The sequence below is a fragment of the Arthrobacter sp. CJ23 genome (genome assembly GCF_024741795.1).
Classification (GTDB): Bacteria; Actinomycetota; Actinomycetes; order Actinomycetales; family Micrococcaceae; genus Arthrobacter.
This window is the reverse complement of the sequence record NZ_CP102950.1, coordinates 935,037-961,211: the sequence shown is the minus strand read 5'-3', so window position 1 is coordinate 961,211 and position 26,175 is coordinate 935,037. Positions and strand designations below refer to the sequence as shown.

25 protein-coding genes and 2 riboswitches are annotated in these 26,175 nt (G+C 67.8%); of the genes, 8 read left to right on the top strand and 17 right to left on the bottom strand.

Annotation, left to right across the window (positions count from 1 at the left end):
• Positions 1 to 73: 73 nt before the first annotated feature.
• The 10 genes from fdhD to NVV90_RS04340 all read right to left on the bottom strand — a co-directional run bounded on the left by fdhD (position 74) and on the right by NVV90_RS04340 (position 10,246).
• Complete coding sequence (gene fdhD / locus NVV90_RS04385; protein WP_258439975.1) at positions 74 to 943, bottom strand: formate dehydrogenase accessory sulfurtransferase FdhD; 870 nt, start codon at positions 941 to 943, stop codon at positions 74 to 76.
• Position 944: 1 nt separating this feature from the next.
• Positions 945 to 3,260: an FdhF/YdeP family oxidoreductase gene (locus tag NVV90_RS04380; RefSeq protein ID WP_258439974.1), complete on the bottom strand. Its 2,316-nt coding sequence runs from the start codon at positions 3,258 to 3,260 to the stop codon at positions 945 to 947.
• Between the two features lie 54 nt (positions 3,261 to 3,314).
• Complete coding sequence (locus NVV90_RS04375; protein ID WP_258439973.1) at positions 3,315 to 4,667, bottom strand: molybdopterin molybdotransferase MoeA; 1,353 nt, start codon at positions 4,665 to 4,667, stop codon at positions 3,315 to 3,317.
• Positions 4,664 to 4,951 (bottom strand): DUF6457 domain-containing protein, encoded by a 288-nt coding sequence (locus NVV90_RS04370; protein WP_258439972.1) that lies wholly within the window; start codon positions 4,949 to 4,951, stop codon positions 4,664 to 4,666. The genes NVV90_RS04375 and NVV90_RS04370 overlap by 4 nt, the downstream gene beginning before the upstream one ends.
• A 20-nt stretch (positions 4,952 to 4,971) precedes the next feature.
• The gene (locus tag NVV90_RS04365; RefSeq protein WP_258439971.1) at positions 4,972 to 5,586 is read right to left on the bottom strand and encodes a molybdenum cofactor guanylyltransferase; all 615 of its coding nucleotides are present in this window, start codon (positions 5,584 to 5,586) and stop codon (positions 4,972 to 4,974) included.
• 39 nt (positions 5,587 to 5,625) lie between these two features.
• A complete protein-coding gene (locus NVV90_RS04360; protein ID WP_258439970.1) occupies positions 5,626 to 6,126 on the bottom strand; it encodes an HNH endonuclease in 501 nt (166 codons plus the stop codon).
• A gap of 247 nt (positions 6,127 to 6,373) precedes the next feature.
• Complete coding sequence (locus tag NVV90_RS04355; protein ID WP_258439969.1) at positions 6,374 to 7,135, bottom strand: C40 family peptidase; 762 nt, start codon at positions 7,133 to 7,135, stop codon at positions 6,374 to 6,376.
• Between the two features lie 98 nt (positions 7,136 to 7,233).
• Positions 7,234 to 7,863: a C40 family peptidase gene (locus NVV90_RS04350; protein ID WP_258441068.1), complete on the bottom strand. Its 630-nt coding sequence runs from the start codon at positions 7,861 to 7,863 to the stop codon at positions 7,234 to 7,236.
• Positions 7,864 to 7,933: 70 nt separating this feature from the next.
• Positions 7,934 to 8,102: riboswitch (cyclic di-AMP (ydaO/yuaA leader) on the bottom strand.
• A 137-nt stretch (positions 8,103 to 8,239) separates the two neighbouring features.
• On the bottom strand, positions 8,240 to 9,067 hold the full coding sequence (locus tag NVV90_RS04345; RefSeq protein ID WP_258439968.1) for a M23 family metallopeptidase: 828 nt from the start codon (positions 9,065 to 9,067) through the stop codon (positions 8,240 to 8,242).
• Positions 9,068 to 9,071: 4 nt separating this feature from the next.
• Positions 9,072 to 9,313, bottom strand: a riboswitch (cyclic di-AMP (ydaO/yuaA leader).
• A gap of 237 nt (positions 9,314 to 9,550) precedes the next feature.
• The gene (locus NVV90_RS04340) at positions 9,551 to 10,246 is read right to left on the bottom strand and encodes a metal-dependent transcriptional regulator (RefSeq protein ID WP_258439967.1); all 696 of its coding nucleotides are present in this window, start codon (positions 10,244 to 10,246) and stop codon (positions 9,551 to 9,553) included.
• 305 nt (positions 10,247 to 10,551) lie between these two features.
• On the opposite strand from NVV90_RS04340, the gene serC reads away from it, so the two are divergent.
• Positions 10,552 to 11,682, top strand: coding sequence for a phosphoserine transaminase (serC, locus tag NVV90_RS04335; RefSeq protein WP_258439966.1), 1,131 nt, complete (start codon positions 10,552 to 10,554; stop codon positions 11,680 to 11,682).
• 208 nt (positions 11,683 to 11,890) lie between these two features.
• On the opposite strand, the gene NVV90_RS04330 is transcribed toward serC, so the two are convergent.
• Both NVV90_RS04330 and NVV90_RS04325 read right to left on the bottom strand, forming a co-directional pair.
• A complete protein-coding gene (locus NVV90_RS04330; protein WP_258439965.1) occupies positions 11,891 to 12,616 on the bottom strand; it encodes a DUF3027 domain-containing protein in 726 nt (241 codons plus the stop codon).
• A gap of 7 nt (positions 12,617 to 12,623) precedes the next feature.
• Positions 12,624 to 13,007 carry a cold-shock protein gene (locus NVV90_RS04325; RefSeq protein WP_258439964.1) on the bottom strand — a complete coding sequence of 128 codons (384 nt, stop codon included), beginning with the start codon at positions 13,005 to 13,007 and terminating at the stop codon, positions 12,624 to 12,626.
• A 215-nt stretch (positions 13,008 to 13,222) separates the two neighbouring features.
• Here NVV90_RS04325 and NVV90_RS04320 point away from each other — a divergent pair, with 215 nt between their 5' ends.
• Genes NVV90_RS04320 through NVV90_RS04310 form a run of 3 tightly spaced genes read left to right on the top strand, consistent with a single transcriptional unit; the run spans position 13,223 to position 17,609 of the window.
• Complete coding sequence (locus NVV90_RS04320) at positions 13,223 to 13,438, top strand: hypothetical protein (protein ID WP_258439963.1); 216 nt, start codon at positions 13,223 to 13,225, stop codon at positions 13,436 to 13,438.
• Between the two features lie 51 nt (positions 13,439 to 13,489).
• On the top strand, positions 13,490 to 15,955 hold the full coding sequence (locus tag NVV90_RS04315; protein ID WP_258439962.1) for a helicase-associated domain-containing protein: 2,466 nt from the start codon (positions 13,490 to 13,492) through the stop codon (positions 15,953 to 15,955).
• A 10-nt stretch (positions 15,956 to 15,965) separates the two neighbouring features.
• Positions 15,966 to 17,609, top strand: coding sequence for a DNA repair helicase XPB (locus NVV90_RS04310; protein ID WP_258439961.1), 1,644 nt, complete (start codon positions 15,966 to 15,968; stop codon positions 17,607 to 17,609).
• Positions 17,610 to 17,678: 69 nt separating this feature from the next.
• Here NVV90_RS04310 and NVV90_RS04305 read toward each other — a convergent pair whose 3' ends face one another.
• Together NVV90_RS04305 and NVV90_RS04300 are read right to left on the bottom strand one after the other, a co-directional pair.
• On the bottom strand, positions 17,679 to 17,873 hold the full coding sequence (locus NVV90_RS04305; protein ID WP_258439960.1) for a hypothetical protein: 195 nt from the start codon (positions 17,871 to 17,873) through the stop codon (positions 17,679 to 17,681).
• Between the two features lie 191 nt (positions 17,874 to 18,064).
• A complete protein-coding gene (locus tag NVV90_RS04300) occupies positions 18,065 to 19,003 on the bottom strand; it encodes a LysR family transcriptional regulator ArgP (protein WP_258439959.1) in 939 nt (312 codons plus the stop codon).
• Between the two features lie 68 nt (positions 19,004 to 19,071).
• Between NVV90_RS04300 and NVV90_RS04295 the strand changes: the two genes are divergently transcribed.
• From NVV90_RS04295 to NVV90_RS04280, 4 genes are all read left to right on the top strand, one after another.
• Complete coding sequence (locus NVV90_RS04295; RefSeq protein ID WP_258439958.1) at positions 19,072 to 19,713, top strand: LysE/ArgO family amino acid transporter; 642 nt, start codon at positions 19,072 to 19,074, stop codon at positions 19,711 to 19,713.
• A 107-nt stretch (positions 19,714 to 19,820) separates the two neighbouring features.
• Positions 19,821 to 20,531 (top strand): response regulator transcription factor, encoded by a 711-nt coding sequence (locus NVV90_RS04290; RefSeq protein ID WP_258439957.1) that lies wholly within the window; start codon positions 19,821 to 19,823, stop codon positions 20,529 to 20,531.
• Between the two features lie 2 nt (positions 20,532 to 20,533).
• Complete coding sequence (locus NVV90_RS04285; protein WP_258439956.1) at positions 20,534 to 21,982, top strand: HAMP domain-containing sensor histidine kinase; 1,449 nt, start codon at positions 20,534 to 20,536, stop codon at positions 21,980 to 21,982.
• 102 nt (positions 21,983 to 22,084) lie between these two features.
• Positions 22,085 to 22,375: a WXG100 family type VII secretion target gene (locus NVV90_RS04280; RefSeq protein WP_258439955.1), complete on the top strand. Its 291-nt coding sequence runs from the start codon at positions 22,085 to 22,087 to the stop codon at positions 22,373 to 22,375.
• An 89-nt stretch (positions 22,376 to 22,464) separates the two neighbouring features.
• On the opposite strand, the gene NVV90_RS04275 is transcribed toward NVV90_RS04280, so the two are convergent.
• From NVV90_RS04275 to NVV90_RS04265, 3 genes are all read right to left on the bottom strand, one after another.
• Positions 22,465 to 23,502 carry a ribonuclease HI family protein gene (locus NVV90_RS04275; protein ID WP_258439954.1) on the bottom strand — a complete coding sequence of 346 codons (1,038 nt, stop codon included), beginning with the start codon at positions 23,500 to 23,502 and terminating at the stop codon, positions 22,465 to 22,467.
• Positions 23,503 to 23,810: 308 nt separating this feature from the next.
• Positions 23,811 to 25,445: a chaperonin GroEL gene (groL, locus tag NVV90_RS04270; RefSeq protein WP_258439953.1), complete on the bottom strand. Its 1,635-nt coding sequence runs from the start codon at positions 25,443 to 25,445 to the stop codon at positions 23,811 to 23,813.
• A 342-nt stretch (positions 25,446 to 25,787) separates the two neighbouring features.
• A complete protein-coding gene (locus NVV90_RS04265) occupies positions 25,788 to 25,994 on the bottom strand; it encodes a cold-shock protein (RefSeq protein ID WP_258439952.1) in 207 nt (68 codons plus the stop codon).
• Between the last annotated feature and the right edge of the window lie 181 nt (positions 25,995 to 26,175).

Sequence of the window (26,175 nt, the reverse complement as noted above, 5' to 3'; positions counted from 1 at the left end):
CCTGCCAAGTGATGGTCGACTATCCGAAACAGGCCGCGGCGTGCCTGTGGTTTGCGGCCTATGGTTTGCGGGCCTACGGCCCGGTGGATCCCGCCGCAATCCGTTCCCGTCCGGCATACACGTTCAGGCTGTAGCCCCGGCTGAAGCCGGCAAGGGTGATGCCGGCGTCCTCGGCCAGTTCCACGGCCAGGCTGGACGGCGCGCTGACGGCGGCCAGGACCGGGATCCCGGCCATGGCCGCCTTCTGGACCAGTTCGAAGGAGGCCCGGCCCGAAACCTGCAGCACGGTGCCGCGCAGGGGAAGCATGCCGGCCCGCAGCGCCCAGCCCACCACCTTGTCCACGGCGTTGTGCCGGCCCACGTCTTCGCGCAGGCACAGCAGCTCGGTGCTGCCGTCGTCGTGGATCCGGAAAAGCCCGGCCGCGTGTACTCCCCCGGTCTTGTCGAACACCGCCTGCGCCTCGCGCAGCCGCTCCGGCAGGGCCGCCAGGGCCTCCACCGGCAGCCGCAGCGGATCGTCCGCGGGGCTGTGGTGCGAGGACTTGCGCACGGCGTCAATGGAGTCCGTGCCGCAGATCCCGCAGGAGCTGGAGGTGTAGACGTTCCGTCCCGTTTCGGGACGGACGACGTCGGGACGCAGCTGGGCGTCCACCACGTTAAAGGTCTGGACGCCGTTCTCATCCTCGCCGGAGCAGAAGCGCTCCGAGATCAGCTGCGTGGGCTCCCAGACAATGCCCTCGGAGACCAGGAATCCGGCCACGAGGTCGAAATCGTCGCCCGGGGTCCGCATGGTCACGGAGAAGGACAAGTTGCCCAGCCGGATTTCGAGCGGCTCCTCGACGGCAAGGACGTCCTCCTTGAACCGCACGGGGAACTCCAGCGCCTGATCGGAACCATCAAGGACGAACTTGTGCACCTTGCGGCGCTGCGTCACGCGGCCCATCTCAGACGCCCGCGCCCTCTGCGGCGGCGTGCTTCACGAAGCGCACCGTCATGGCCTTGTAGCCGGGCGTGTTGGACTCGCGGGCCACGAGTTCGCGGTGCACCAGGGCGTTCGCTTCCGGGAAGTACGCGGCGGCGCAGCCTTTGGCCGTGGGATAGGCCACCAGGCGGAACTTGTCGGCCCGGCGTTCCGTGCCGCCGAAGGTGGAGATGACGTCCACCATGTCCCGGTCTGCGAACCCGAGCTCGCGGAGGTCGTCCTCGTGGACCAGGACCACCCGGCGCCCCTCGGACACCCCCCGGTAGCGGTCGTCGAGGCCGTAGAACGTGGTGTTGTACTGGTCGTGGCTGCGGACGGTCTGCAGGATCAGGTGGCCCTCCGGGGCCTCAAGGTATTCGAGCGGGCTCACCGTGAAGCGGGCCCTGCCGATGTCCGTGGCGAAGGTGCGGGTATCACGCGGCGGGTTGGGAAGCACGAAGCCGTTCTTGGTGCGGACCCGGGTGTTGAACTCCTCGAAGCCCGGAATGACGCGGGAAATGTGGTCCCTGATGACGTCGTAGTCCTCGGCCATGGCACGCCAGTCCACGGCGTGATCATCGCCCAGCACAGCCTGAGCCATGCGTGCCACAATGACAGGTTCGCTGAGCAGGTGCTCCGAAACGGGCGTCAGGCGGCCCTGCGTGGAGTGGATGACGGACATGGAGTCCTCCACCGAGAGGAACTGCTTGCCCTTGGGGTGCTTGTCGTCGGTGTCCGTGCGGCCCAACGTGGGCAGGATCAGGGACGTCCTGCCGTGGACCACATGGGCGCGGTTGGGCTTGGTGGAGATGTGCACGGTCAGCCCGGCCTTGCGCAGGCCCGCCTCCAGGGCCACGGTGTCCGAGCCCGCGGCCGCGAAGTTGCCGCCCATGGAGACGAACACGTCCACCTCGCCCTTTTCCAGGGCGTGCTGGGTTTCCACGGAGTCATGGCCGTGTTCGCGCGGCATGGCGAAGCCGAATTCCTGGTCCAGGGCGGCGAGGAACTTCTCGGCCGGCTTCTCCCAGATGCCCATGGTGCGGTCACCCTGGACGTTGGAGTGCCCGCGGACGGGGCAGGCGCCGGCGCCGCGCTTGCCGAAGTTGCCCTGCAGGAGCAGCAGGTTGATGATTTCGCGCAGGGTATCCACCGAGTGCGGCTGCTGGGTCAGGCCCAGGGCCCAGCAGATGATGGTGCCCTTGGAGGCGGCCAGCATGCCGGCAACCTTGGTGATTTCGATGCGGCTGAGCCCGGTGGCCCGCTCGGTCTCGGCCCAGTCCAGGCTGGCCCGTGCCTCGGCGTATGCCTCGAAGCCGTCCGTCTGGGCGGCGATGAACTCGTGGTCCACCACCGTTCCGGGCGCGCGCTTCTCCTCTTCCAGCAGCAGGTGGCCCAGCGCCTGGAAGAGGGCGAGGTCGCCGCCCACCTTGATCTGGAGGAAATCGTCGGCGATGTCCGTGCCGCCGCCGATCACGCCGCTGAGGGACTGCGGGTCCTTGAAGTTCAGGAGCCCGGCCTCGGGCAGCGGGTTCACGGCCACCACCTTGCCGCCGTTGTTCTTGCAGTCACGCAGCGCGGAGAGCATGCGGGGGTGGTTGGTGCCGGGGTTCTGGCCCACCACCAGCACCAGCCGGGCCTCGTGGATGTCCTCGAGGGAGACCGTGCCCTTGCCGATGCCGATGGTCGGGTTCAGGGCGCTGCCGGAGGACTCGTGGCACATGTTGGAGCAGTCGGGCAGGTTGTTGGTGCCCAGGCTGCGGGCGAAGAGCTGGTACATGAACGCCGTCTCGTTGGCCGTGCGGCCGGAGGTGTAGAAGACGCAGCGCTCCGGGGTGGTGGCGTTGACGTGCTCGCCGATCAGGGCGAAGGCGTCGGCCCAGCTGATGGGCGAATAGTGGGTGTCGCCGGGCCGGATGACCACGGGCTCGGAGATGCGTCCCTGGCTGCCGAGCCAGTACTCGGTCTTGTCCTCGAGTTCGGCCAGGGAATGCCCGGCCCAGAATCCGGCGTCGACGATCCTGGTGGTGCTTTCCTCGGCAATGGCCTTGGCGCCGTTTTCGCAGAACTCGGCGGGACTGCGTTTGCCGGTGATGGACTCGGGCCAGGCGCAGCCGGGGCAGTCGAAGCCATTGTGCTGGTTAACGCGCAGCATGGACTTCACGGTCCGGCCTACGCCGGCCTGGGCCAGCCCGCGTTCCAAGGCTACGGTGACAGCCTTGACACCTGCGGCGGATCGTTTGGGCGCGTGGATCTGGAGGTCATCTTCGTTGATGTCCTGCTCGGGGGCATGCCTGTTCATGGCTCCATCATTGCAAGCCCTGCCCCGCGGTGCCAGCCGGGACCATATCCGGGCTCAGCCGCCCAAGGCGCTCCAGTCCACGGGTCCGGAGGGCGCCTTGCGGGGTGGCCGGGCCGGAGCCTTGCGGGGCTTCTCCCCCGCGGTGTCGGGAACCGGCAAGGGCTCGCCCCAGGGCAGCGCAAAGGCCGGCACGGGCTCACCCAGCTGGACGCCATGGGGTGGCACCACCATGACGCCGTCCGCGGCCGCGAGGCCGCGCATCATGCCCGGTCCGGTGTGCCGGGCCGGGGACGCCAGGCCGTACACGAACCTGAACGGCATCAGGCGTGTGCGGCCGGGATCGGCGTCGATCATGGCACCGCAGGGGACCTCGCCGATCTCCGCCAGTGGGGCATGGCCGAGTGCCGCGAGCAGCGGCGCGCCCACGGTGAAGAGTGCCATCATGGCCGCCAGCGGGTTGCCGGGCAGCCCCAGGACGAAGCGGCCGTCAGGCAGTTCCGCCAGCACGGCCGGGTGGCCGGGGCGCATCGCGATGCCGTCGATCAGGAGGCGGCCGCCCAACTGGGCCACAGCGTTGCGGAAGTGGTCTGTTCCGGAGCGGCCGGTGCCGCCGGTGGTGATGACCACGTCGGCCGGCGGCGCGTCCGGGGCCGGCTCGGCGTCCTCGAGGGCCTCGAACCATTCCTCGTAGGAGTCGCCCACCTTGAGCTGCTCACCGGCGATCCCGCCAAGGAGCTCGACGACGGCGCCCAGCTGGGGGCCGAAGGTATCGCGCACCTGACCTGGCGCCGGCATGCCCGACGTCACCACTTCGGAGCCGGTCATCAGGAACTTCACCAGCGGCTTGCCGAGGACGGTGACGTCATCCCGGCCGGCCAGGGCGGCCAGCGCAAGGTGCGCCGGGTTGAGCACGGTGCCGGCCTTGATCAGCAGCTCCCCGGTTGTTGCTTCCTCCGCGGCCTTGCGGATGTGCTGGCCATTGCGCGGTTCCCCCGGCTTGGCCGATCCGCCCAGGGCGAGCACAGGCAGGCCGTCTTCGTCCCGGCTGATGACGCCGCTTTCGCTGCGCAGCACGGCCTTGGCCCCGGGCGGGATCAGGCCGCCAGTGACGATCTGGCTGGCCTGGTGCGGGGCGAGAGGCTGGCCGGGATCGGCAAGGACCCACGGCCCGCTGCCGTTCACGGCCCAGCCGTCCATGGCCGAGGAGGCATAGTGCGGCAGGTCCTGCAGGGCGAGGACGTCGGCGGCGAGGATGCGGCCGAGGGCAGCCGTAAGCGGAACGGGGCCCGCGGGGATGGGCGTGGCGCAGTCGAAGGCGCGCTGGCGGGCCTCGTGCCAGGTGTGCGCCAGGCGGTGGCCCGCGTCCGGGGCAGTGGTTTCGGTGCCCTGTCCGGGGGCATCCGTCATTCGGCGTCGGCCCCGGTGCCCGTGTACTCGCTAACCAGCTTGCGGGCCAGGCCCATGGCCGCAGCCATCGAGGCGTCATCCCGTGCTTCGCCGGCGCTGGATGCGCGGCCAGCGGCATAGCCGGCGATGAAGGTGGTCAGGGGGGCGGCCGGGCGGATCACGGAGTGGGCAGCGACTCCGGCGAGGGACAGGACCTCGTTGATGTCGACGTCGAGGTCTTCCAGTTCAAATGCCTGCAGCAGGGCGCGGCACCATTCCTCGAGCGTCTCTTCCTGGCTCTTCATGTCCGCCTCCACAAATCGGTTCAGCTGGTACGGCGTGGGCCGTCTATTCCTAGTGCTGCAGCATCTTCCCAGGTGTCCACGTCATCGGTGGACCCCGAAGGAACAGGCACGGGCAGCAGCTCCAGCCTAGCAAGCAGCCCGAACACGGAGGCGTTCACCAGCCCGCCGCTGCCATGGGCCGCCGCGATTTCCCGTTCCAGGGCCGCCGTGCTGTATAGGCCAAGCAGCGGTTGCTTGCGGCCATCCGCCGAGACTGCCATGGCGCCTTCGGTCCCGGGGCTGGCCTCGAGACCGTGGATGAGGACGTCCACGGCGTCCCGGGCGTGGGGCATGTCGCAGGCCAGGACGAGTATCCAGGGCACGGTTGGGGTACCGTCCGGGCGCCCCGCCAGGGCCGCAAGGCCGGCGGCAATCGCGGCTGCCGGACCAGCGAACGGCGGTTCCTCCCGGGCCGTGAGCGTGCCGGGCGGGAGGCCCTCCAGTGGAGGACCCACGACGACGGCGGACCTGGCCCCGCGCGCGGCCAGCAGGGCGCGCTCAAGCAGGGTGGCGCCGTCGTACTCCAACCCGGACTTGGGCACGCCGCCGAGGCGGCTGGACCTGCCACCCGCCAGGATCACTGCATCGAACTCCATCCGCCCAGACTACCCGGACGCGGCACGGCAGGCGTCGGTTCAGGCCGCGGATTCGGGCAGCAGGAACGGGTCCCATGCCGGCGCAGGTTTCTCAAGTTCCTTGATCTGCCACATGGTTCCGGACGGAACCGAGGGGGTGAACCGCAGTTTCCAGCCCATCTCGGCCAGCGTGTAGTTGCTCTTGGCGTTGTTGCACCGCAGGCACGCCGCAACCAGGTTTTCCCAGGAATCCGCGCCGCCCCTGGATTTGGGGTGGACGTGGTCAATGGTGTGGGCTGCTTTCCCGCAGTAGGCGCAGCGGTGGGCGTCGCGGCGGAGGACCCCGCGGCGGCTCACTGCAGTGATCCGGTTGTACCGTGGCCGGATGTAGCGGTTGAGGAGTATCACGGACGGGCGCCCGAGGATCTCCTGTGGCCCGACGACAGGCTCGTCGCCTTCGGCCACCACGCTAGCTTTTCCAGTCAGCACAAGGACCAGCGCCCGGCGGAAGGTCACTACCGCCAGCGGTTCATATCCAGCATTCAGAACGAGTGTGCGCATGCACATACCTCTTCACGGCCGCACCCGTCAGGGGCACGAGGGCCGGCTGCCCTCGGCATGGCCGGGCTGTGGATCGACACCACAAGAGTAAGCACCAGATTGCCCGATCACCGAATTTCCGGACCGCTTCCGGGCCGGTGTCAGCCAAAGTTCATGAGCCGGCCATGTGCGGGGCACCGGAGTTTGCGCGTTAAAGCGGAACACCCCGCCGGCCGGTGGCCTGCGGGGTGTTCCGTGGGGACGCTGCTTAGTTAACGCGGATGAAGACGGGGCCGGAGCCCACGTTCACGCTGAACAGTGCGGTGGTGCTGCCGTTCCAGCCACCGTGCACTGCCATGCCGTTGCCGACGTAGACGGCGATGTGGGCCATGCCGCCGAAGCCGCCGTTGGAGTAGTAGGCCAGGTCGCCCGGCTGTGCCTCGGCGGCGCTGACCGTGCGGCCGAGGGACAGGTAGCCTGCCGGCCAGTCGTGGAAGTGGATGCCAACGGCCGCGAGCGAATTGGTGACCAGCATGGTGCAGTCCTGCGTGACACCGAGCTGGGCGTAGGCTGCGGCGGCAATCGCTGCGCCCTTGCCGCTGGCGGAGGCGGCCGGGGCAGCCTGGGCCGTGCGCTGGACGGTGACATTCGCGCCTGCTGCGGCACTGGTGCCTGCTGCCGGTGCTGCCTTGGGTTCCGGAGCAACCTCAACCGGTGCGGGGGCCTCGACGGCGGTGACCACGGGGCGCTCGTAGGAGATGGCAACCTTGGAGTCGGCGGCGATGCTCGCCTGGACCACGGACTGGACGTCCAGGGTGCTGGTGGAGGTCGATTCGCGCTGGACGTTGGCTTCGGCGGCGTTGGCCGCGATGCCGCTCGTCAGGACAAGGCCCGAAGCAGCAGCAATGACGGCTGCCTGGCGGCCCACGCCGCCTGCGTTGTCACCGATGGCCTTGGCAATGACGGCCAGCGAGCTGGTCTTGGGTGCCTCGGCGCGGTGCCGCGCAATGGTGTTCGCACGAGTAGTCATAAGTTTCTCTCTTTGGTCTTCCGCAGCGGGCAAACAGCATGCGGCTTGCGGGTGCGTCAGCATCTTGGGGGCATGCTGACGCACCCCGGACAGAATTCTTAGCGGAGGGTGTAGAACGAGGACGTGCCGGTGGAAGCCACGGAGTGCAGGAGCGTGCCCTGGCCGGGGTTCAGTGCGCTGATCATCATGCCGTTGCCGACGTAGATGCCAACGTGTGCGCCGCCGTTTTGCATGACGAGGTCGCCGGGGGCCGGAGTGGCCGTGGGGGTCATGGCCGTCCAGGCGTTGACGCGGGGGATGCTGATGCCGGCCTGGGCGTAGACCCACTGGGTGAAGCCGGAGCAGTCCCAGCCGTTGGGGGTGTTGCCGCCCCAGACGTACGGGTGGCCGATGCCGGTGTAGGCGATGGCTGCCAGGCCGGAGCCTGCGGCCGTTGCGGAGCCTTCAGCGGAGGTGGAGGACATGGCCGACACGGCAGTGGCAGCGGCTGCCGGGCGTTCGACAACCTTGGGGGCTGCCTTGGTGGCCACAACGGGGCGCTCGAAGGAAACGGTGGCCGAGGAAGCTGCGGTGACAACCAGCTGCGTGCTGCCGGTTTCTGAGGCGGCGACGTCCAGGTCCGCTGCCTGGGCGGACACTCCCGCGCTCAGCAGGAGGCCGGAAGCCGCTGCGATAACGGCGGCCTGGCGGCCAACGGTGCCGGCATTAGAGGAAACAGCCTTGGAAATGTTGCTCAACGGGTTCGTACGAACCGTTTCGGCGCGATGGCGCGCAAGGGTGTTGCGTGAAGACACGAAGGTAGCCTCTCCCAATGCCTGCGAGGTGAGCTGTCGGATTCGGATGGGAGTCACCCGGCCGCGCCGCTTCCAAGGAAGCTTTGCGACTTAACCCCAAGGCCTTCTTTCAAAGGCCAAAATTGGTTCCCCCGCCCCTGCCAGACGATTTTTGCGAACGGATCTTGAGTGGTGGCAGAGCTAGGCAATCCACTCAAGTGGACCGGCTCCCTAAAAAGCCGATGTGCTTTAGACGGTACAACAGTTGGAGCTGAATGTCACATTCAGATCACGGACCGTTGCCAGCATCCGAGAGGCAACCCTCAAATCGTTACAGCCAACCCATGGGATCGACGACTTCGCCGTTGACCTGGACCTCGAAGTGGAGGTGGCAGCCGGTGGAGGCGCCGGTGGTGCCACTGAGGGCCACGACGTCGCCGCGGTTGACCGTCTGGCCCATCTGGACAGTGAAGGAGGACAGGTGGTTGTAGGTGGTCTCCAGGCCGTTGCCGTGGTCCACTACCACCCGGTTGCCGCCGCCATAGGGGTGCCAGCCAACAAACGTGACCTTGCCCGCCGCGGCCGCATGGACCTGGGTGCCGCACTGGGCCACGAAGTCCTGGCCGCGGTGGAAGTCGCCGGCGCCGCCAGTCAGCGGGCTGATGCGGTAGCCGAAGGGCGAAGCGGTGACCAGCGAGTCCAGGGGGCTGCCAAGGGTGCCCAGGGAGGAAGCACGCTGGATGGAACCTGCGGACTGTGCGCTGAGGAGCTGCTTGAGCTTGCCGTCCGGGTCTGCCTTGGTGGCGACCGCCGCGCGGCTGAAGTCGATCTTCGCCGTTGCCGCAGCGGAGACGGCGGGCTGGCTGCCCGCTGACATGGCCGACACGGCCTGGCCCGATTCGGAGGTGGCCATCACGGGGCCTGTGGCGGGCAACGCCACGGTCAGGGCCAGTCCGGTGGCAGCGAGAGCAACGCCGGCCTTCTGTCCTACGCCGCTGGCTGCCGCGAAGTCGGCCACCTGGCGCAGTGCGCCCTTGCGGCGGCGTACCTCGCGGTGCGGGTCGCGGGGGCGGTCCTGCGCCGAGACAACTCTGGCGGTCCGCACCTCAGCAACGGGATCCGGCGAGCGGCGGCGACCCCTGACGTTTTGCGTGCTCAAAAGTGTTTCCTCTCTGGATAGCCTGCGAAGTTAGCTGTCGGATTCGGGTCAGAGAGTTCAAAGACCCGGTCCGCACGAAGGACACACGGCACAGAGGTATCCCCGGAGGGACCTTCGTTGGTGGGCACTTCTGCTGCGGACTTCACCCCAAGGCTGCTTCTTTAGACAGCCGCTTGTGGTTCCTCCGCCTCTGCCAGTAGTGGGTGACACACCTGATCCGCTGGCAGAGCTCGGCTCCAGATCAGGTAACGCTTTGATATCGGCGCTAGTAGTCAACTATAGGTGATTAAGGTGCGCGGTAATAATTTCGTTATCTTTCGGCAGGCGGCGTCAGCACACCGTCCATAGCAGCTTTCGGGCAAAACCGCAGGTCACATGGCCTCGGCGCGCACATCGGACACCCCTGCAGGTGATGCATCACTGCCATGGGGCCACAGCGTCCGCGGCGGGTCAGCCCGCATGGCCAGCTGCCTGGCGGCCGGCCTAGCTGACGGTAACGAAGACGTGGGCCGCGACCTCGGGCGGCAGCTCCAGCGCGCCCTCGATGTCGGGCACGCGGACGGAGATGTACTCCCCCACGCGCTCCAGGGAGATCTTGGCGCCGGGGCGGATGCCGCCCTCGTCGAGCTGGACCAGAAGCTCGGGCTCCACCTGGATGGGCTCGGCAAGCCGGCTGACCACCACGCGGGAATCCGCCGCGTAGCCGTCCATGGCGTCGATCAGGTTGATGACGCCCTCGGAGAACAGTTTGCCCGCGCTTCCGCCCAGCGCCTCGAGGCCGGGAATCGGGTTCCCGTAGGGGGATTCGGTGGGGTGGCCCAGGAGTTCGTAGAGGCGGCGCTCCACGCGCTCGCTCATCACGTGTTCCCAGCGGCAGGCTTCGTCGTGGACGTAAGCCCAGTCCAGGCCGATCACATCAGCCAGGAGCCGCTCGGCAAGGCGGTGCTTGCGCATGACCTCGGTGGCGCGTTTGCGGCCCGTTTCGGTCAGCTCAAGGTGGCGGTCGTTGCTGACCACCACCAGGCCATCGCGTTCCATGCGGCCGATGGTCTGGGAGACGGTAGGGCCAGAGTGGCGCAGCCGTTCGGCAATGCGTGCACGCAGTGCCACGATGTTCTCTTCTTCAAGCTCCAAAATGGTCCGAAGATACATCTCAGTGGTATCGATCAGATCCGTCATCCAGCTCAGCTCCTCGAACGCAGTATTTGCGTAATTTCCACCGTACCGCGTCCCGGCGGTGGGCTTCGGTACTCAGCCCGGGCCCCTTGGACGCCAACCCCCAGCCTAGCTTATTTAGAATTAGTCTGGATAATTTCGCCGGGGTGCCTGACCACCCTGTGGACATCGGGTGTTCCACGTGGCGGACTATGACACCGCGGGTTCCTGCGCGCCCGCGACGTCAGGCAGAATTGGGGAGTCGAAGAGGCAGCCGATGCCACCTGCCGCGACCCATCTCGACCGATACTTCACCATTGGAGCCACACGTGAGCGACAACAGCATCACCATCCCCGCCGCACTGCTGCCCAAGGACGGCCGCTTCGGCGCTGGCCCGTCCAAGGTCCGCCCCGAGCAGATCGAAGCGCTGTCCGCCGCATCGGCAACCATCCTGGGCACCTCGCACCGCCAGGCGCCGGTCAAGAACCTCGTGGGCTCCGTCCGCGAAGGCCTCAGCCAGTTCTTCCGCGCCCCCGAAGGCTACGAAGTGGTCCTCGGCGTCGGCGGATCCACCGCTTTCTGGGACGTCGCCACCTTCGGCCTCGTGGAAAAGAAGGCCCAGCACCTGTCCTTCGGCGAGTTCGGCTCCAAGTTCGCTTCGGCCACCAACAAAGCTCCGTTCCTGGACGCCTCCTCCATCATCAAGTCCGAGCCCGGCACCCGCCCGGTTGCCCAGGCCGAGGCAGGCGTGGACGCCTACGCCTGGCCGCAGAACGAAACCTCCACCGGTGTGGCCGCCCCGGTCAAGCGGGTTGAAGGCGCCGACGCCGGTTCCCTGGTCCTGGTGGACGCCACCTCCGCGGCAGGCGGCCTGGACGTGGACGTTGCCGAGACCGATGTTTACTACTTCGCCCCGCAGAAAAACTTCGCGTCCGACGGCGGGCTGTGGATCGGCCTCTTCTCCCCCGCCGCGCTGGAACGCGCCGCCCGCGTCAAGGCAAGCGGCCGCTGGATCCCGGACTTCCTGGACCTCCAGACCGCCATCGACAACTCCAAGCTGAACCAGACCTACAACACCCCGTCGCTCTCCACCCTGGTGACCCTCGAAAACCAGGTCCAGTGGCTCAACAGCAACGGCGGACTGGACTTCGCCGCCGGACGCACCGCTGACTCCGCCGGCCGGATCTACTCCTGGGCCGAGGCCTCCGAGTACGCCACCCCGTTCGTGGCCAAGGCCGAGGACCGCTCCAACGTCATCGCCACCATCGACTTCGACGACTCCATCGACGCCGCCGCGATCGCCAAGGTGCTGCGCGCCAACGGCATCGTGGACACCGAGCCGTACCGCAAGCTGGGCCGCAACCAGCTGCGCATCGCCACGTTCGTGGCCATCGACCCGGACGATGTCTCGGCGCTGCTGGCCAGCATCGACTACGTGGTGGGCGAACTGCGCAAGTAGCGCTCTGCGCGGGCTTCCGCGGTCAGGGCTGGTCGGCGTCGTCCGGGTGCGAATCCCGGGCGGCGCCGTCGTCGTTAGCGCCTCCGGGGGGTGCTCCAGGGACTCAACGCGGAAGAAGCGCAGTCCGCCGGCCCGGCGGTCGAAGCGGAGCCGCAGCCACCGTGCCCGGATGATCCAGACGAGACCCACCCCGCACAGCCATCAACTGCTATTCGGCCGCGGCTGCGTCGTCGTCATCCTCGTCGAAGTCTTCTTCGTCGTCAGGGTCTTCGTCAGCGGAGTCTTCGTCGTCAGAGTCCTCGTCAAAGTCTTCGTCGTCAGGCTCGACGGCGGCAGCGCCGGCGTCGGGCCCTTCGCCATCCGCTGCTTCCGCGGCAATCTCTTCGACAGCTTCCCCTGCGGGCCCTTCGACCGACTCCTCGACCACGGGGGTCTCGTCTTCCGGGCGGACACGCTTCGCCCACGGAATCCATTCCGGGGCCAGGATGGAGTCCTCGGAGGGCAGCAGTCCGAGTTCGCTGACTGTGACAATCTTGGAGCGCGAATTGCGGGTCACCACGGCGTACCACTGCCAGCCGAGGTAGCCGCTGAGCCGCGACTCGAAGAGGTGCGTGACCACGCGGTCGCCTTCGGACTTGGCGGCAAGGTGCGCGCCGATCTCGCCGGGCCCGGCAATGGTGGCCACTGCCTCGCGGGCAGCGTCGACGGCGGCCGCCAGGAAGGCGTCCGGCTTTCCAACGCGCCACACGGGAACCCCGGCGCGGGGCTTGTCTGCACTGCTCTTCCCGGCACTGGCCTTGGCGGTGCTGGCCTTGCCGGCACCGGCCTTCCGCGCAGAGCCGGCCCCGGCGTCAGGAGCCTGTGCTGCTGCGGCGGGGGCAGTTGCTGCGGTGGCTGCGTCTGCCGGGGTGCTCTCTGCGGATTCCGAAGTCATGGCAGGCCTAAGCGTCCAGCTCGTCGGCAACCTTGCGCAGGGCCATCGCAATGGCCTTGCCCTTGTTGCCTTCGGGGTACTTGCCGGCGGACAGCGAGCCGGAGAGGTTGTCCAGCACGGTGACGAGGTCCTGCACCATGGGGGCCAGGTCCTTGGCGTTCACACGCTTGGCCTTGGCAACGGACGGCGTCTTCTCCAGGACCCGGACACCCAGGGCCTGGGCGCCGCGGCGGCCATCGGCCACGCCGAACTCCACGCGGGTGCCGGCCTTCAGTTCCGTTACTCCTGCGGGCAGGGACGTCTTGGGCAGGAATACTTCCTGGCCATCCTCGGCTGCGAGGAATCCGAATCCCTTGTCCTTGTCATACCACTTGACCTTGCCGGTAGGCACGTAATCAACCTTCTTCGTTCTTGCTTGGGAGACACGCCGGGCCGCCACCGCATCCGCAGGGTAGTGCGGGTACAAGGGTGGCAGCTCGGTCCGTGTTGGTCTGTTCCTTCAAGGTTATCCTGCCTTGCCCCGTAATCCCGCTTTGCGGCGCGGAAGCGGGGGCACGGGCACCCGGCGGCGGACGCCGGCGGGCCGCGGCTGTTAGCGTTTGAGGCATGACATCCACCGGCTACCGCCGCCCCCTCATGATCATTGCCGCCGTCGTCGCGGTGTTGTCGCTGGCGGCTGTTGCCGCCGTCATGGCGATTGCCTTCGGTGGCGGGGCGGCCCCCGTCTGGGTAACATCCACGGCCCTGTACGGACTGCCGCTCGCGTTCATCCTGATGATCGTGCTGATCCTGGATGATGTGCGGCGCCGGCGACGACAATAACGTCAGCCTGACAAAGGGCTTAGGGGACCGCGTGGCGGTAACGTTGGAGTGATGTCCCTTATACGCGCGCTCAGCAAGGAACTGGAGGCACGCAGCGACAACTCGCTGCGGGCCCTGTTTGCCGCCCGGCCGGACCTGATGTCGCCAATGGCGCCGGATTTCGCGGCCCTGGCCGCACGCGCAAGTGCCCGCGTCAGTGTGCAGCGGGCCCTGGAACGGCTCAACAAACCCGAGATGCAGGTCCTGGAAACGCTGCACCTGTGCACCAACACCGATACCGGGCACAGCGCCTCCGCTGCGGGACTGAAAAAGGTCATTGCCGGTGCCACGATCGCGGCCATCGAACCGATCCTGGCCAAGCTCCAGGAACTGGCGCTGGTCCACCGGGCCGAGCCGCCGGCCGGGGCCGCCGCCCACGGCACCACCCGGCAGCGCTTCTACTTGCCCGTGGGCAGCCTCAGGGACGTCATCGGCATCTATCCTGCAGGATTGGGCCGCAGCTACACCGAGCTGGTCCGGCTGCAGCCCGCGTTCGCCCAGCGCGTGGTCCATCTGGTGGCCGAACTCCACCAGAGCGGCGCTGGCATCCACGCCGCCAGCACCCCGATGGACGCGGCCCTGGCCTTGCAGCGCTGGACGTCCAGCCCCGAAAGCGTGCAGGAGATCCTGGCGCACGCCCCGGAGCGCACTAGGGGCCTGCTTGACAAGTTCGGCAGCTGGGCGATGGGCGCCGTTCCGCAGGCGCAGCGGCGTGCGTCCGTCGTCCACGAAAACGCCGACGTCGGACCGGTGGACTGGCTGCTGGCACGCGGCCTGCTGGTGCCCCTTGACGCCGCGCATGTCGAGCTTCCGCACAGCGTGGGGATTGCCCTGCGCGGGGGCGCCATCGTGGACCATTTCACCCTGGCCCCGCCCGTCCCCGAGCTCGGCAGCACCAGCGCTGCCCTGCGCCGGAACGCCGCGATGGGTGCCATTGCGGAAACCCTGCGGCTCACCGGTGAACTGCTGGCCGCCGTCCGTGAGCAGCCCCTGGCGACGCTGCGCAGCGGCGGCGTGGGTGTGCGCGAACTCAAGCGCCTCGCCGAGGCCATGCGCTACGGGATGCACGAGACGGCCGTTCTCCTGGAAATCTGTGCCCTGTCCGGGCTGCTCCGGCTCGACGTCGACACCTCCACCTGGGTGCAGCCGCCGTCGCTGGAATGGCTGGGCCTCCCCCGCCAGGAGCAGTGGCTGTGGCTCGTCAATGCCTGGCTTGCCAGTGAACGCGCGCCGTCGCTGGTGGGCCAGCCGCTCACTGGCCCGGCGTCCACCTCCGCGACGCACCACGGTACGGCCGGCACCACCATCAACGCCCTGTCCGCAGAGGCGCAGCGGCCCGATGCCCCTGTGGTCCGGCGTCGGATTCTGGAAATCCTGGACGAGCTGACGGTCGAGGCCGGCGCCGCCGACGGGCGGGCCCCGGTCCTGAACACCGCCGCCGTGATGGAACGGGCCGAATGGACCCAGCCCCGGATGTCCCGCCGGTTCAGTTCGCTGGTGCGCGGCATCCTGCAGGAGGCCGAACTGTTGGGGCTGATGGGCTCCGGCGCCTTCACCCAGCTGGGCTCGGCCCTCGCTGCCGGGCAGCCCGAGCAGGCCATGGAAATCCTCGGCGAGCATTTGCCGGCGGCTGTCAGCCATGTGCTGCTGCAGGCCGACCTGACGGCCGTGGCACCGGGCTACCTGGCGCCGGAAATCAGCGGGAAACTGCTGCTCATGGCCGACGCCGAGGGGCAGGGCCCGGCCACGATCTACCGCTTCTCCGGGGACTCAGTGCGGCGGGCGCTCGACGCCGGCCACGACGCCGAGTCCCTGCTCGCCTTCCTGCGCGAGCACTCCGCCACGGAGGTTCCGCAGCCGTTGGAATATCTGGTGCAGGACACGGCGTCCCGGCACGGGCGGCTGCGCGTGGCCAGCAGCGCCAGCTTCATTCAGAGCGACGACGAATCGGCCATCGCGGATCTCCTGAACGGGGACGGCACATCGGTCCTTGGCCTGGTCCGGATCGCGCCCACCGTCCTGACCTCAACCGCCAGCCCGCGCGAGGTGGCCCGGGTCCTGCGCGGACTCGGCCTCTCGCCCACCCTCCAAGAGTCGGAGGCCGCCGTCGTGCGCCTGAAGCGGACCACCGCACTGCCCGGCAGCGCCCGCCCGCTGTATGCGGCGCCGCGGACGGCGCCGCCTGACGACGACGTCGACGCCCAGATCGCGGTGCTGCGCCAGGAACGCCCTGCGGAAGCCACGGGCGAGGCGAGCGCGCAGCTTGGCCTGGAAACGCTGCACAAGGCCATCCGGCTCAAGCAGGCCGTGACCATGAACGTGGTGGACAGCCTGGGCAATTCCAACACCGAAACCGTGGTGCCGGTCTCCGTGTCCGGCGGCCGCGTCCGCGTGTTTGATCCGGGCAAGGAGACCGAACGGGTGCTGTCCATCCACCGGATCATCGACGTCGAACCTGCAGGGGAACTGCACAAGTGAGGAATCAACAGTGAGCAACGGTCCGCTGATCGTGCAAAGCGACAAGACCATCCTGCTGGAAGTGGACCACGAGCTCGCCACCGAGGCCCGGCATGCCATTGCGGCCTTTGCGGAGCTCGAACGGGCACCGGAGCACATGCACAGCTACCGGCTGACGCCCCTGGGCCTGTGGAACGCCCGGGCGGCCGGGCTCGACGCCGAGCAGGTGCTGGACACGCTGCTGAAGTACTCCCGTTTCCCCGTGCCGCACGCGCTGCTGATCGATGTCGAGGAGACCATGTCACGGTACGGCCGCCTGCGGCTGGAGAAGGACCCGCAGCATGGCCTGGTGATGCGCACCGATGACTACCCGGTGCTGGAGGAAGTCATCCGGGCCAAGAAGATCGCCCCGCTGCTGGGGCCGCGGATCGACGGCGAAACCGTGGTGGTCCACTCCTCCCAGCGCGGGCAGCTCAAGCAGCTGCTGCTCAAGCTGGGCTGGCCCGCCGAGGACCTGGCCGGCTACGTGGACGGCACCCCGCACCTGATCGCCCTGAACGAGGACGGCTGGAAGCTTCGCCCCTACCAGCAGTTGGCCACGGAGAACTTCTGGGCCGGCGGCAGCGGCGTCGTGGTGCTCCCCTGCGGCGCCGGGAAGACCATCGTTGGCGCGGCAGCCATGGCCACCAGTTCCACCACCACGCTGATCCTGGTGACCAACACGGTGGCGGCGCGTCAGTGGAAGGACGAGCTGCTCAAGCGCACGTCACTGACGGAGGATGAGATCGGCGAGTACTCGGGCGCCGTGAAGGAGGTCCGTGCCGTCACGATCGCCACCTACCAGGTGCTGACCACCAAGCGCGGCGGCCTCTACCCGCACCTGGAGCTCGTGGACGGGCACGATTGGGGCCTGATCATCTACGACGAGGTGCACCTGCTGCCGGCCCCGATCTTCCGCATGACCGCGGACCTGCAGGCCCGGCGCCGGCTGGGCCTCACCGCCACGCTGGTGCGCGAGGACGGCCGCGAGGGCGAGGTCTTCAGCCTGATCGGCCCCAAACGCTACGACGCGCCGTGGAAGGACATCGAGGCGCAGGGCTACATCGCGCCCGCAGACTGCGTGGAGGTGCGGGTGGACCTGCCGCGCGATGAGCGGGTGGCCTATGCCATGGCCGACGACGCCGACAAGTACCGGCTGTGTTCCACCTCGGAGACCAAGACGCAGCTCGTGGAGCGGATCGTGGCCCGGCACCAGGGCGAGCAGCTGCTGGTGATCGGCCAGTACATCGACCAGCTGGACGAGATCGGCGAGCGCCTGGGCGCCCCCGTCATCAAGGGCGAGACCTCCGTGAAGGTGCGGCAGTCGCTCTTTGACGCCTTCCGCGCCGGGGAGGTGCACACCCTGGTGGTCTCCAAGGTGGCCAACTTCTCCATCGACCTGCCCGAGGCCTCCGTGGCCATCCAGGTCTCCGGATCCTTCGGTTCCCGGCAGGAGGAGGCCCAGCGCCTGGGACGGCTCCTGCGGCCCAAGCAGGACGGCCGCTCGGCCCGCTTCTATTCCCTCGTGGCCCGGGACACCCTGGACCAGGACTTCGCGGCGAAGCGGCAGCGGTTCCTCGCGGAGCAGGGCTACGCGTACCGGATCCTGGACGCGAAGGACGTCGAGGCGGCGTAGTGGCTGCGCAGGGGCTGCGCGCTACGCGGCGGGGCTGGGCGGTTAGGCGGGCTGGGCGGGGCTGGGCGGTTAGGCGGCAAGCCGCCGGGCCTGCTGGACCGCGACAGCGTCCACGACGGCCCAGGAGTCCTCGTCCTTGAGCCGGGCATTGGCGAAGCGTTCGGCTTCCCCCCGCTCAGCGAAGACTTCGGTCCGGACCAGCCCTGAGTCCGCGTCCAGGTAGCTGACGTGGAATTCCATCTGCGGTTCTGATTGTTCTTCCATGGATTCAGTGTGGAACGGGGCCACGACATTATTGCTGTGGCCTCGCGGCGTGTTGACATGCCGGGTCAGACATTCTGGTTCAGACATTCTGGTTCAGACATTCTGGTTCAGACATTCTGGTTCAGACATTCTGGTTCAGACATTCTGGTTCAGACATTCTGGTTCAGACATGCCGGCCCAAGCACTGCAGCTCAGGCAGGGAGCAGCACCTCGGCGGCCGTGTCCAGGACTGCCGTGCTCAGGGCGTCCAGCATGCGGGACTCGGCGCGCCAGCGCTGCCAGTAGAGTGCGACGTCGAAGGTCCTGCCCGGTGCCAGCTCCACCAGGCGAGCGGCGTCGAGATCCGCCCCGCACTGGATCTCCGGCACCAGGCCCCAGCCGAGCCCCAGCCTGATGGCGTCGGCAAAGTCCTGGGTGGCGGGAACATAGTGCCGCGGACCCGGGACCGAGACGGGGCTGCCGAGCAGGGTGTTGAGGAACTTCCGCTGGTAGCTGTCCTTGCGGTCGAAGTCGACGGCGGGCGCGGCGTTCAGGACGCCGGCGAGAGCAGCTCCGGCAAGGGCAGCGCCGCCGCCGCCGTCCACGCCGCCAGGCAGCCAGCGGTCCACGAAGTCCGGGGCGGCGACCGCCCGGTACCGCATAGTGCCCAGGCCCTCCACCCGGCAGCCCTGGACGGGCTCGGGCGTGGCCGTCACGGCCGCCATCACCGTCCCGGAACGCAACAGGGAGGTGGAGTGCTGCTCGTCGTCGCGATGCAGATCGAACACGACGCCAAGGTCCTTGGGCACCCGGGCCAGTGCCTTCAGGAACCAGACGGCCAGGGAGTCGGCGTTGACCACAACCGGCACGGCCACCTGCCCGGGGCCTGCCGGCAAGCCAAGCTCGGCACCGGCGTCGGCCTCCAGCTGGGCGAGCTGCCGGGCGAGCCGCAGCACCACCTCGCCCGCTTCCGTGGCCTGCACCGGGTTGCTGCGCTGCAGGAGCACGCGCCCGGCGCTCTGCTCAAGCGCCTTGAGCCGCTGGGAGACGGCCGACGGCGTGATGTGGAGCAGGCGGGCCGCCGCCTCGAGCGTCCCTTCCGAGAGCACGGTGGCGAAGGTGAGCAGCTGTTCCGAAGGGAAGCGTGTCATAAGCAGATCTTACGCAGGGTGAAAATCTTTAGCTGGTCTGATTTCACGGGCGACCCTAGTGTCGGAGGGTGAACATCTCCGACATCCTCCACACCACCGGCCTTGGCCTCGGCACCGGCCTGGCCCTCATCGTTGCCATCGGCGCACAGAACGCCTTCGTGCTGCGGCAGGGAATCCGCGGGGAGCATGTCTGGCCCATCGTGGCGGTCTGCGCCCTCTCAGACGCCGCCCTCATCGCCGCCGGGGTGATCGGCACCGGCGCGCTGTTCACCGCGGCGCCTGCCGCCGTCGTCGTCCTCCGCTATGTGGGGGCCGCCTTCCTGGTGGGGTACGGGGCCTTGGCGGCACGCCGCGTCATGCGGCCGGGAGCGCTGACGGCGGCCGACGGCGGCACTGCATCCCCTCCCGGCCGCCGTGCGGGACTGGCCGCGGCCCTGGCGACTGTGCTGGCCCTGACGTGGCTCAACCCGCACGTCTATCTCGACACCGTGGTGCTCCTGGGATCCGTGGCCAATGCACAGGGCGCGGGGCTGCAGTGGTGGTTCGGCGGCGGCGCAATGGTGGGCAGCATCCTGTGGTTCTGCTCGCTGGGCTTCGGCGCGAGGCTGCTGCGGGGCTTCTTCGCCCGGCCGGCTTCGTGGCGGATCCTGGACGGCGCCATCGCGGTCACCATGACGACCCTCGGCCTGGGCCTGGCCTTCGGAAGGTAGCAGCGCCGGCCCGCCCGCGGCGCCGGCCAGCAGGCGCTCCGGCGGCGCGCAGCCTCCTCCCATCAAGCGTCCAGAAAACTCTCAGTTTCTGGGAGCATCATGGATGCATGAAAAAGAACGGCCCCGAAGCCAAGCTCCTTGTCGTCGATGACGAACCCAACATCCGCGAGCTGCTCTCCACGTCCCTGCGCTTTGCAGGCTTCGAGGTCGTGGCTGCTTCCAACGGCCGCGAGGCGCTCGCCGCCGCCGAGCTGCACGCCCCGGATCTGGCGGTCCTGGACGTCATGCTCCCGGACATGGACGGCTTCACCGTCACCCGCCGCCTCCGCGCTTCCGGAAAGCACTTCCCCGTCCTGTTCCTCACCGCCAAGGACGACACGGAAGACAAGGTCACCGGCCTCACCGTAGGCGGGGACGACTACGTCACCAAGCCCTTCAGCCTGGACGAGGTGGTGGCCCGCATCCGTGCCGTGCTGCGCCGCACCCAGCCGCTGGACGACGACGACGCCGTGATCCGCGTCGATGACCTCGAACTCGACGACGACGCCCACGAGGTCCGCCGCGGCGGCACCGTGATCGAGCTGTCCCCCACCGAGTTCAAGCTGCTGCGCTACCTCATGCTCAACCCCAACCGTGTGCTGTCCAAGGCCCAGATCCTGGACCACGTGTGGGAGTACGACTTCAACGGCGATGCCTCCATCGTGGAGTCCTACATCTCCTACCTGCGCCGCAAGGTGGACATCGATCCCGATGCCGCGGCCCTCATCCAGACCAAGCGCGGCGTGGGCTACGTGCTGCGGACGGCAGAGAAGCGCTGACCTTGGTACAGCGGTGGAAAGCGGCCTCCCTGCGGTCCCAGTTGGTCGCCATCATCATGGGCCTGCTTCTCCTTGCCCTGGCCGCCACGGGAGCCGGGACGCTGGCCCTGGTCCAGAGGTACCTGCAGGACCAGGTTGACGACAAGCTCAAGGCCGCGGTCCAGTTGGCACAGATCCAGCAGTCGTTCGACAAGCTGTCCCAGTTCAACCCCTCCGTGCCCACGGACTATTCGCTGACGCTCTACGTCCAGGGCCTCGCGCCCTACCCCTTCGGCGGCAGCAAGACCTCCCGCCCCGACATCTCCAACATCACCCCGGCCGAGGCCAAGGACCGCGGCTACAACCCGTTCCAGGCGCGCGGCACCGATGGCGGGAACTGGCGCGTAGTGGCCGTGAATGTCGTGGACGAGACCGGGCGCAACGGCGTGGTCATCGTCGGCCTGCCCCTCTCCCCGGTGGACAAGGTCATGGAGCACGCAACCCTGGTGGTGGTCGGCGTCGGGCTCCTGACGCTCGTCCTCGCGTTCTTCATCGCGACGTGGACCGTGGCGCGGTCCTTCCGGCCGCTGGGCAGGGTGGAGAAGACCGCCGCGGCCATCGCCGCCGGAGACCTGTCCCGGCGTGTGGAAATCGAGAACCCGAATACCGAGGTCGGCCGTCTGGGCGGATCCCTCAACGCCATGCTCGCCCACATCGAATCCTCGTTCGCGGCGCGGGCAGCTTCCGAGTCCCGCATGCGCCGTTTCGCCGCGGATGCCTCGCACGAACTCCGGACCCCGCTGGTCACCATCCGAGGCTTCTCCGAGCTCTACCGCCACGGCGCCCTGGCCAGCAAGGACGACGTGGCCATGGCCATGGGCCGGATCGAAAGCGAGGCCAAGCGCATGGGCTCCATGGTGGAAGACCTCCTGCTGCTTGCCCGCCTCGACGAACAGCGGCCGCTGCAGCTCAAGCCCGTCGACCTGCAGCTGCTCGCGCACGACGCCGTGGTGGACTCCCGCGCGACCTCGGGCGACCGCACCATTGCGCTCACAGGGCTCGACGGCGGGACCGCCTCGCCTGCCCCCGTGCGCGGCGATGAGGCCAAGCTCCGCCAGGTGGTGGGGAACCTGGTGGGCAATGCCCTGCGCTACACGCCCGACGGCAGCCCGGTTGAGCTGGCGGTCGGTGTCAGGAAGACCCCCACGGGGGCCTCCTCGGTGATCGAGATCCGCGACCACGGGCCCGGCATCCCGGACAGCGAGGCTCCCAGGATCTTCGAGCGCTTCTATCGCTCAGATACCTCGCGGACCCGCGAGACCGGCGGCAGTGGCCTGGGCCTGGCCATTGTGGCGGCGATCGTGGGATCGCATGAGGGCACCGTGCGCGTGGAAGAGACCGACGGCGGCGGCGCCACCCTGGTGGTCAGCCTGCCGTTCCGCGAAGAGCCAGCCAAGCTGTTATCCACATAGCAGCGAAGGGTGCTTACCTGGCCACGTAGGGCTTCCTAGGCTCGAGGCAGAGGACAAAGTCCCGCCGCAGCACGCGGACCATCAGAGTCGAAAGGCCCCATCATGAGCGTCATTTCCGTCGATACCGAACTGCTCCAGCTCAAGTCAGCCAACGTCAAAGCGACGGTGGACCGCATCAGCGCGGACGTCCAGGCCATGAAGAGCGGGCTTGACGAACTGCAGGCCACGTGGCGGGGCTCGGCCGCCAACAACTTCCAGTCCCTCGTGAGCGAATGGACGCTGACGCAGCGCAAGGTGGAGGAATCACTGGCCTCGATCAACCTCGCACTGTCCTCCGCGGCTGCGAGCTACCAACAGGCAGAGCAGGGCAACACCCAGCGCTTCACGTACTAGGTTCCTGCTGGGCCGCCGCCTGTCCCCCACGGGTGGCGGCCCCCGCAGGTCAGTGCATGCCCCAGGTCAACGCATCCCTCGTCAGCGCATCAGTTCTCCGGCGTTCCCTGGTGGAACCGCAGCCGCCACCGGCCGCCGTCCAGCAGCCAGACCGAGCTGCGCAACGCAGACCCGGCCCTTCCGTGGCTTCGGTAGTTCAGGAGCACGGTGCCCTCATTGAGGCGGTCGGCGCCCAGGAGTTCCAGTTCAGTGGATTCTCCAGGATCGCCCTCAAGCTCCATCATCATTGCGTCGCGGGTCCACAGGCGCCCGGAGCTGCCGATCTCAGTGAAGTCGGGGTGCAGCAGCACGCCGGTGCGGCCGATATCGGCCCGCACCTCCGGCTGCAGCAACTCCCGTTCCAGCGCCACCACGACGTCCTCGGCGGAGACTTCCTGCCCGGCGGGTGCTTCTTCGTCGAAGTCGCTGAAAAGGTCCGGTTCGCTGAAAAGATCCGGCTGGTTGAACTGTTCCGGCTGGTTGAAAAGGTCAGGCCGGGAAACAGGAGCCGCTTGGACTGACGGGGCCAGGCTGCCAAAGAGCGTGGGCTCGCCGGCAGCGGCCGCGGTTCCAATAGCCGGAGCGGCCTGTGAAGGCGCGGTTCCGTTGGACGTGGCAGGGGCGCCGGGGAAGCCGGGGCCCTGGGGGGCTGTGGACTTTTGCTGGTAGGCGGTTGCCACGGCACGGGCACGGTCGTCGGCGGCCTCATTGAGGGGGTGCCCGGCATGGCCCTTGACCCACTCGAAGGTGTATTTACGCCCGACAACGGCCTGGTCGATCTCCTTGAGCAGATCGAGGTTCAGGACCGGCTTGCCGTCCGCCTTGCGCCAGCCTTTGCGCTTCCAGCCCGGCATCCATTTGCTGATGCAGTTGATGACGTACTGGCTGTCGCACAGGATCCGCAGCTCTTCCTGCGGGAGGTGCGCGGTGGACCGGAAGAGGTCCAGTACTGCCATGAGCTCGCCCTGGTTGTTGGTGCCGTGCGGCCATCCCCCGGCACGCCAGCAGGAGTCGTCAACGTACCAGGCCCAACCGGCCGGCCCGGGATTGCCGAGGGCAGAACCGTCGGCGGCAGCAATAATCGTCATGCCCTTAATCCTGCCAGACCCAGCAGACAGGATTCTTCGCGCGGAGGATCATGCCGGAGCTGCGCGGCCGGACTGTGCGCCGCGCGGGCATCCTGGGAGCTCGGGGACACCCCGCAGGCCGGCACATCTGCACCCGGTGCGGACATCCGCTGCAGTTCGGCCGGGTGCCGATCTCCTCAACGGGTGCCGAAACAGCGTCGGGCACGGAGCGGGGTGCCGAAACGGCAGCACAGAAACAGCGACGGCGGCCCCCGCCTTTCGGTGGGAACCGCCGTCGTCAGTGTGGCTGAATGGTCAGCGCAGGGGGCTTAGAAGCCGCCCATGCCGCCCATGCCGCCCATGTCGTCGCCGCCGCCAGCCTGAGAGTGCTTCTCCGGCTTGTCGGCAACAACGGCCTCGGTGGTCAGGAACAGACCAGCGATGGAGGCAGCGTTCTGCAGGGCCGAGCGGGTGACCTTTACGGGGTCGTTGACACCAGCAGCCAGCAGGTCTTCGTAGACGCCGGTTGCAGCGTTCAGGCCGTGGCCTGCAGGCAGGCCGCGGACCTTGTCGGCAACAACGCCCGGCTCGAGGCCGGCGTTGAAGGCGATCTGCTTCAGCGGAGCGTCGATGGCAACCTTGACGATGTTGGCGCCGGTTGCTTCGTCACCCGTGAGGTTCAGGTTTGCGAAGGCCTTGGCACCGGCCTGGATGAGGGCAACGCCACCACCGGCGACGATGCCTTCTTCAACGGCAGCCTTGGCGTTGCGGACGGCGTCCTCAATGCGGTGCTTGCGTTCCTTGAGCTCAACTTCGGTTGCGGCACCGGCCTTGATGACTGCAACGCCGCCAGCCAGCTTGGCCAGGCGTTCCTGCAGCTTCTCGCGGTCGTAGTCGGAGTCGGAGTTTTCGATCTCGGCGCGGATCTGGGCCACGCGGCCGGCGATCTGCTCGGCGTCGCCGGCACCTTCAACGATGGTGGTCTCGTCCTTGGTGACAACAACCTTGCGGGCGGTGCCCAGCAGTTCGAGGGTTGCGTTCTCAAGGTTCAGGCCGACCTCGGAGGAGATGACCTGGCCGCCGGTGAGGATGGCGATGTCGGCGAGCTGTGCCTTGCGGCGGTCGCCGAAGCCCGGAGCCTTGACGGCAACGGACTTGAAGGTGCCACGGATCTTGTTGACGATCAGGGTGGCCAGGGCCTCGCCCTCGATGTCTTCGGCGATGATCAGCAGCGGCTTGTTCGACTGCATGACCTTCTCCAGAACCGTGACGAGTTCCTTCACGTTGGAGATCTTCGAGTTGACGATCAGGATGTACGGGTCCTCGAGGACCGTTTCCTGGCGCTCAGCGTCGGTGACGAAGTAGGCGGAGATGTAGCCCTTGTCGAAGCGCATGCCTTCGGTGAGTTCGAGCTCCAGGCCGAAGGTGTTGGACTCCTCGACCGTGATGACGCCTTCCTTGCCGACCTTGTCCAGGGCCTCGGCAATGAGGTTACCGATTTCGGTGTCGCCTGCGGAGATCGATGCGGTGGCCGCGATCTCTTCCTTGGTCTCGATCTCCTTGGCGGAAGCCAGGAGTTCGCGGATGACGGCTTCAACAGCCTTCTCGATGCCGCGCTTGAGGGACAGCGGGTCGGCGCCGGCAGCTACGTTGCGCAGGCCTTCCTTGACCAGTGCCTGGGCCAGAACGGTGGCGGTGGTGGTACCGTCGCCAGCGACGTCATCCGTCTTCTTGGCAACTTCCTTGACCAGCTCGGCGCCGATCTTCTCGAACGGGTCGTCCAGTTCGATCTCCTTGGCGATGGAAACACCATCGTTGGTGATCGTGGGGGCGCCCCACTTCTTTTCGAGGACGACGTTGCGTCCACGCGGGCCGAGGGTGACCTTGACGGCGTCGGCGAGGATGTTCAGACCCCGCTCGAGGCCGCGGCGTGCCTCTTCATCAAATGCAATGATCTTGGCCATAGCGGCGGTAGTCCTTTCGGGACAGTCGTTAAGAAGGTACCTGGAGCTGCGGTGCCCGCGACGGACGATCCTTGTGCTTGCGGCCTCTGTATGCCACGCGCTCCGGATCTCACCACAGCAAGGTGTTTCTTGGTCCCCTGCGCCCCGAAAGCGGCCACCGCCGGCCGGAGCCGGGCGTCGAATTAGCAGTCAGAGCGTAGGAGTGCTAACACAATAATTAGCACTCACCCGGGGAGAGTGCAAGCAGAAGGGGACTTGTTTGCCCGCGGCTTAAGCCACGCGGGGCTGTGAACAGGGCCATGGACAGGGCGCCGGCACGGCTGCAGCACCCCGGCCCGGCAATTACTCGGCGAGCTGCACGCCTTCGGCCTGGGGGCCCTTCTGGCCTTCGCCAAGCTCGAATTCAACACGCTGCCCTTCTTCAAGGACGCGGTAGCCTTCCATCTGTATGGCAGACCAGTGCACAAAAACGTCGTCGCCGGATTCATCCACAGTGATGAAGCCGTAGCCCTTTTCGGCATTGAACCATTTGACGGTTCCCAAAGCCATGATGCCCACACTTTCAACTAGCCTGATCCGGCCTCCCGGGATCTCCGGGCCGGATGCAATCAACTGTAACCACTGTCACGTTGTCCGCGCCCGGGGGCAGGGCAGGGACCGCCACATTGTTATTGAGGCTTAACCGAGTTCAGCCGGAACGGACCCGGTTCGGGCGCCGCGGGACCCCGCC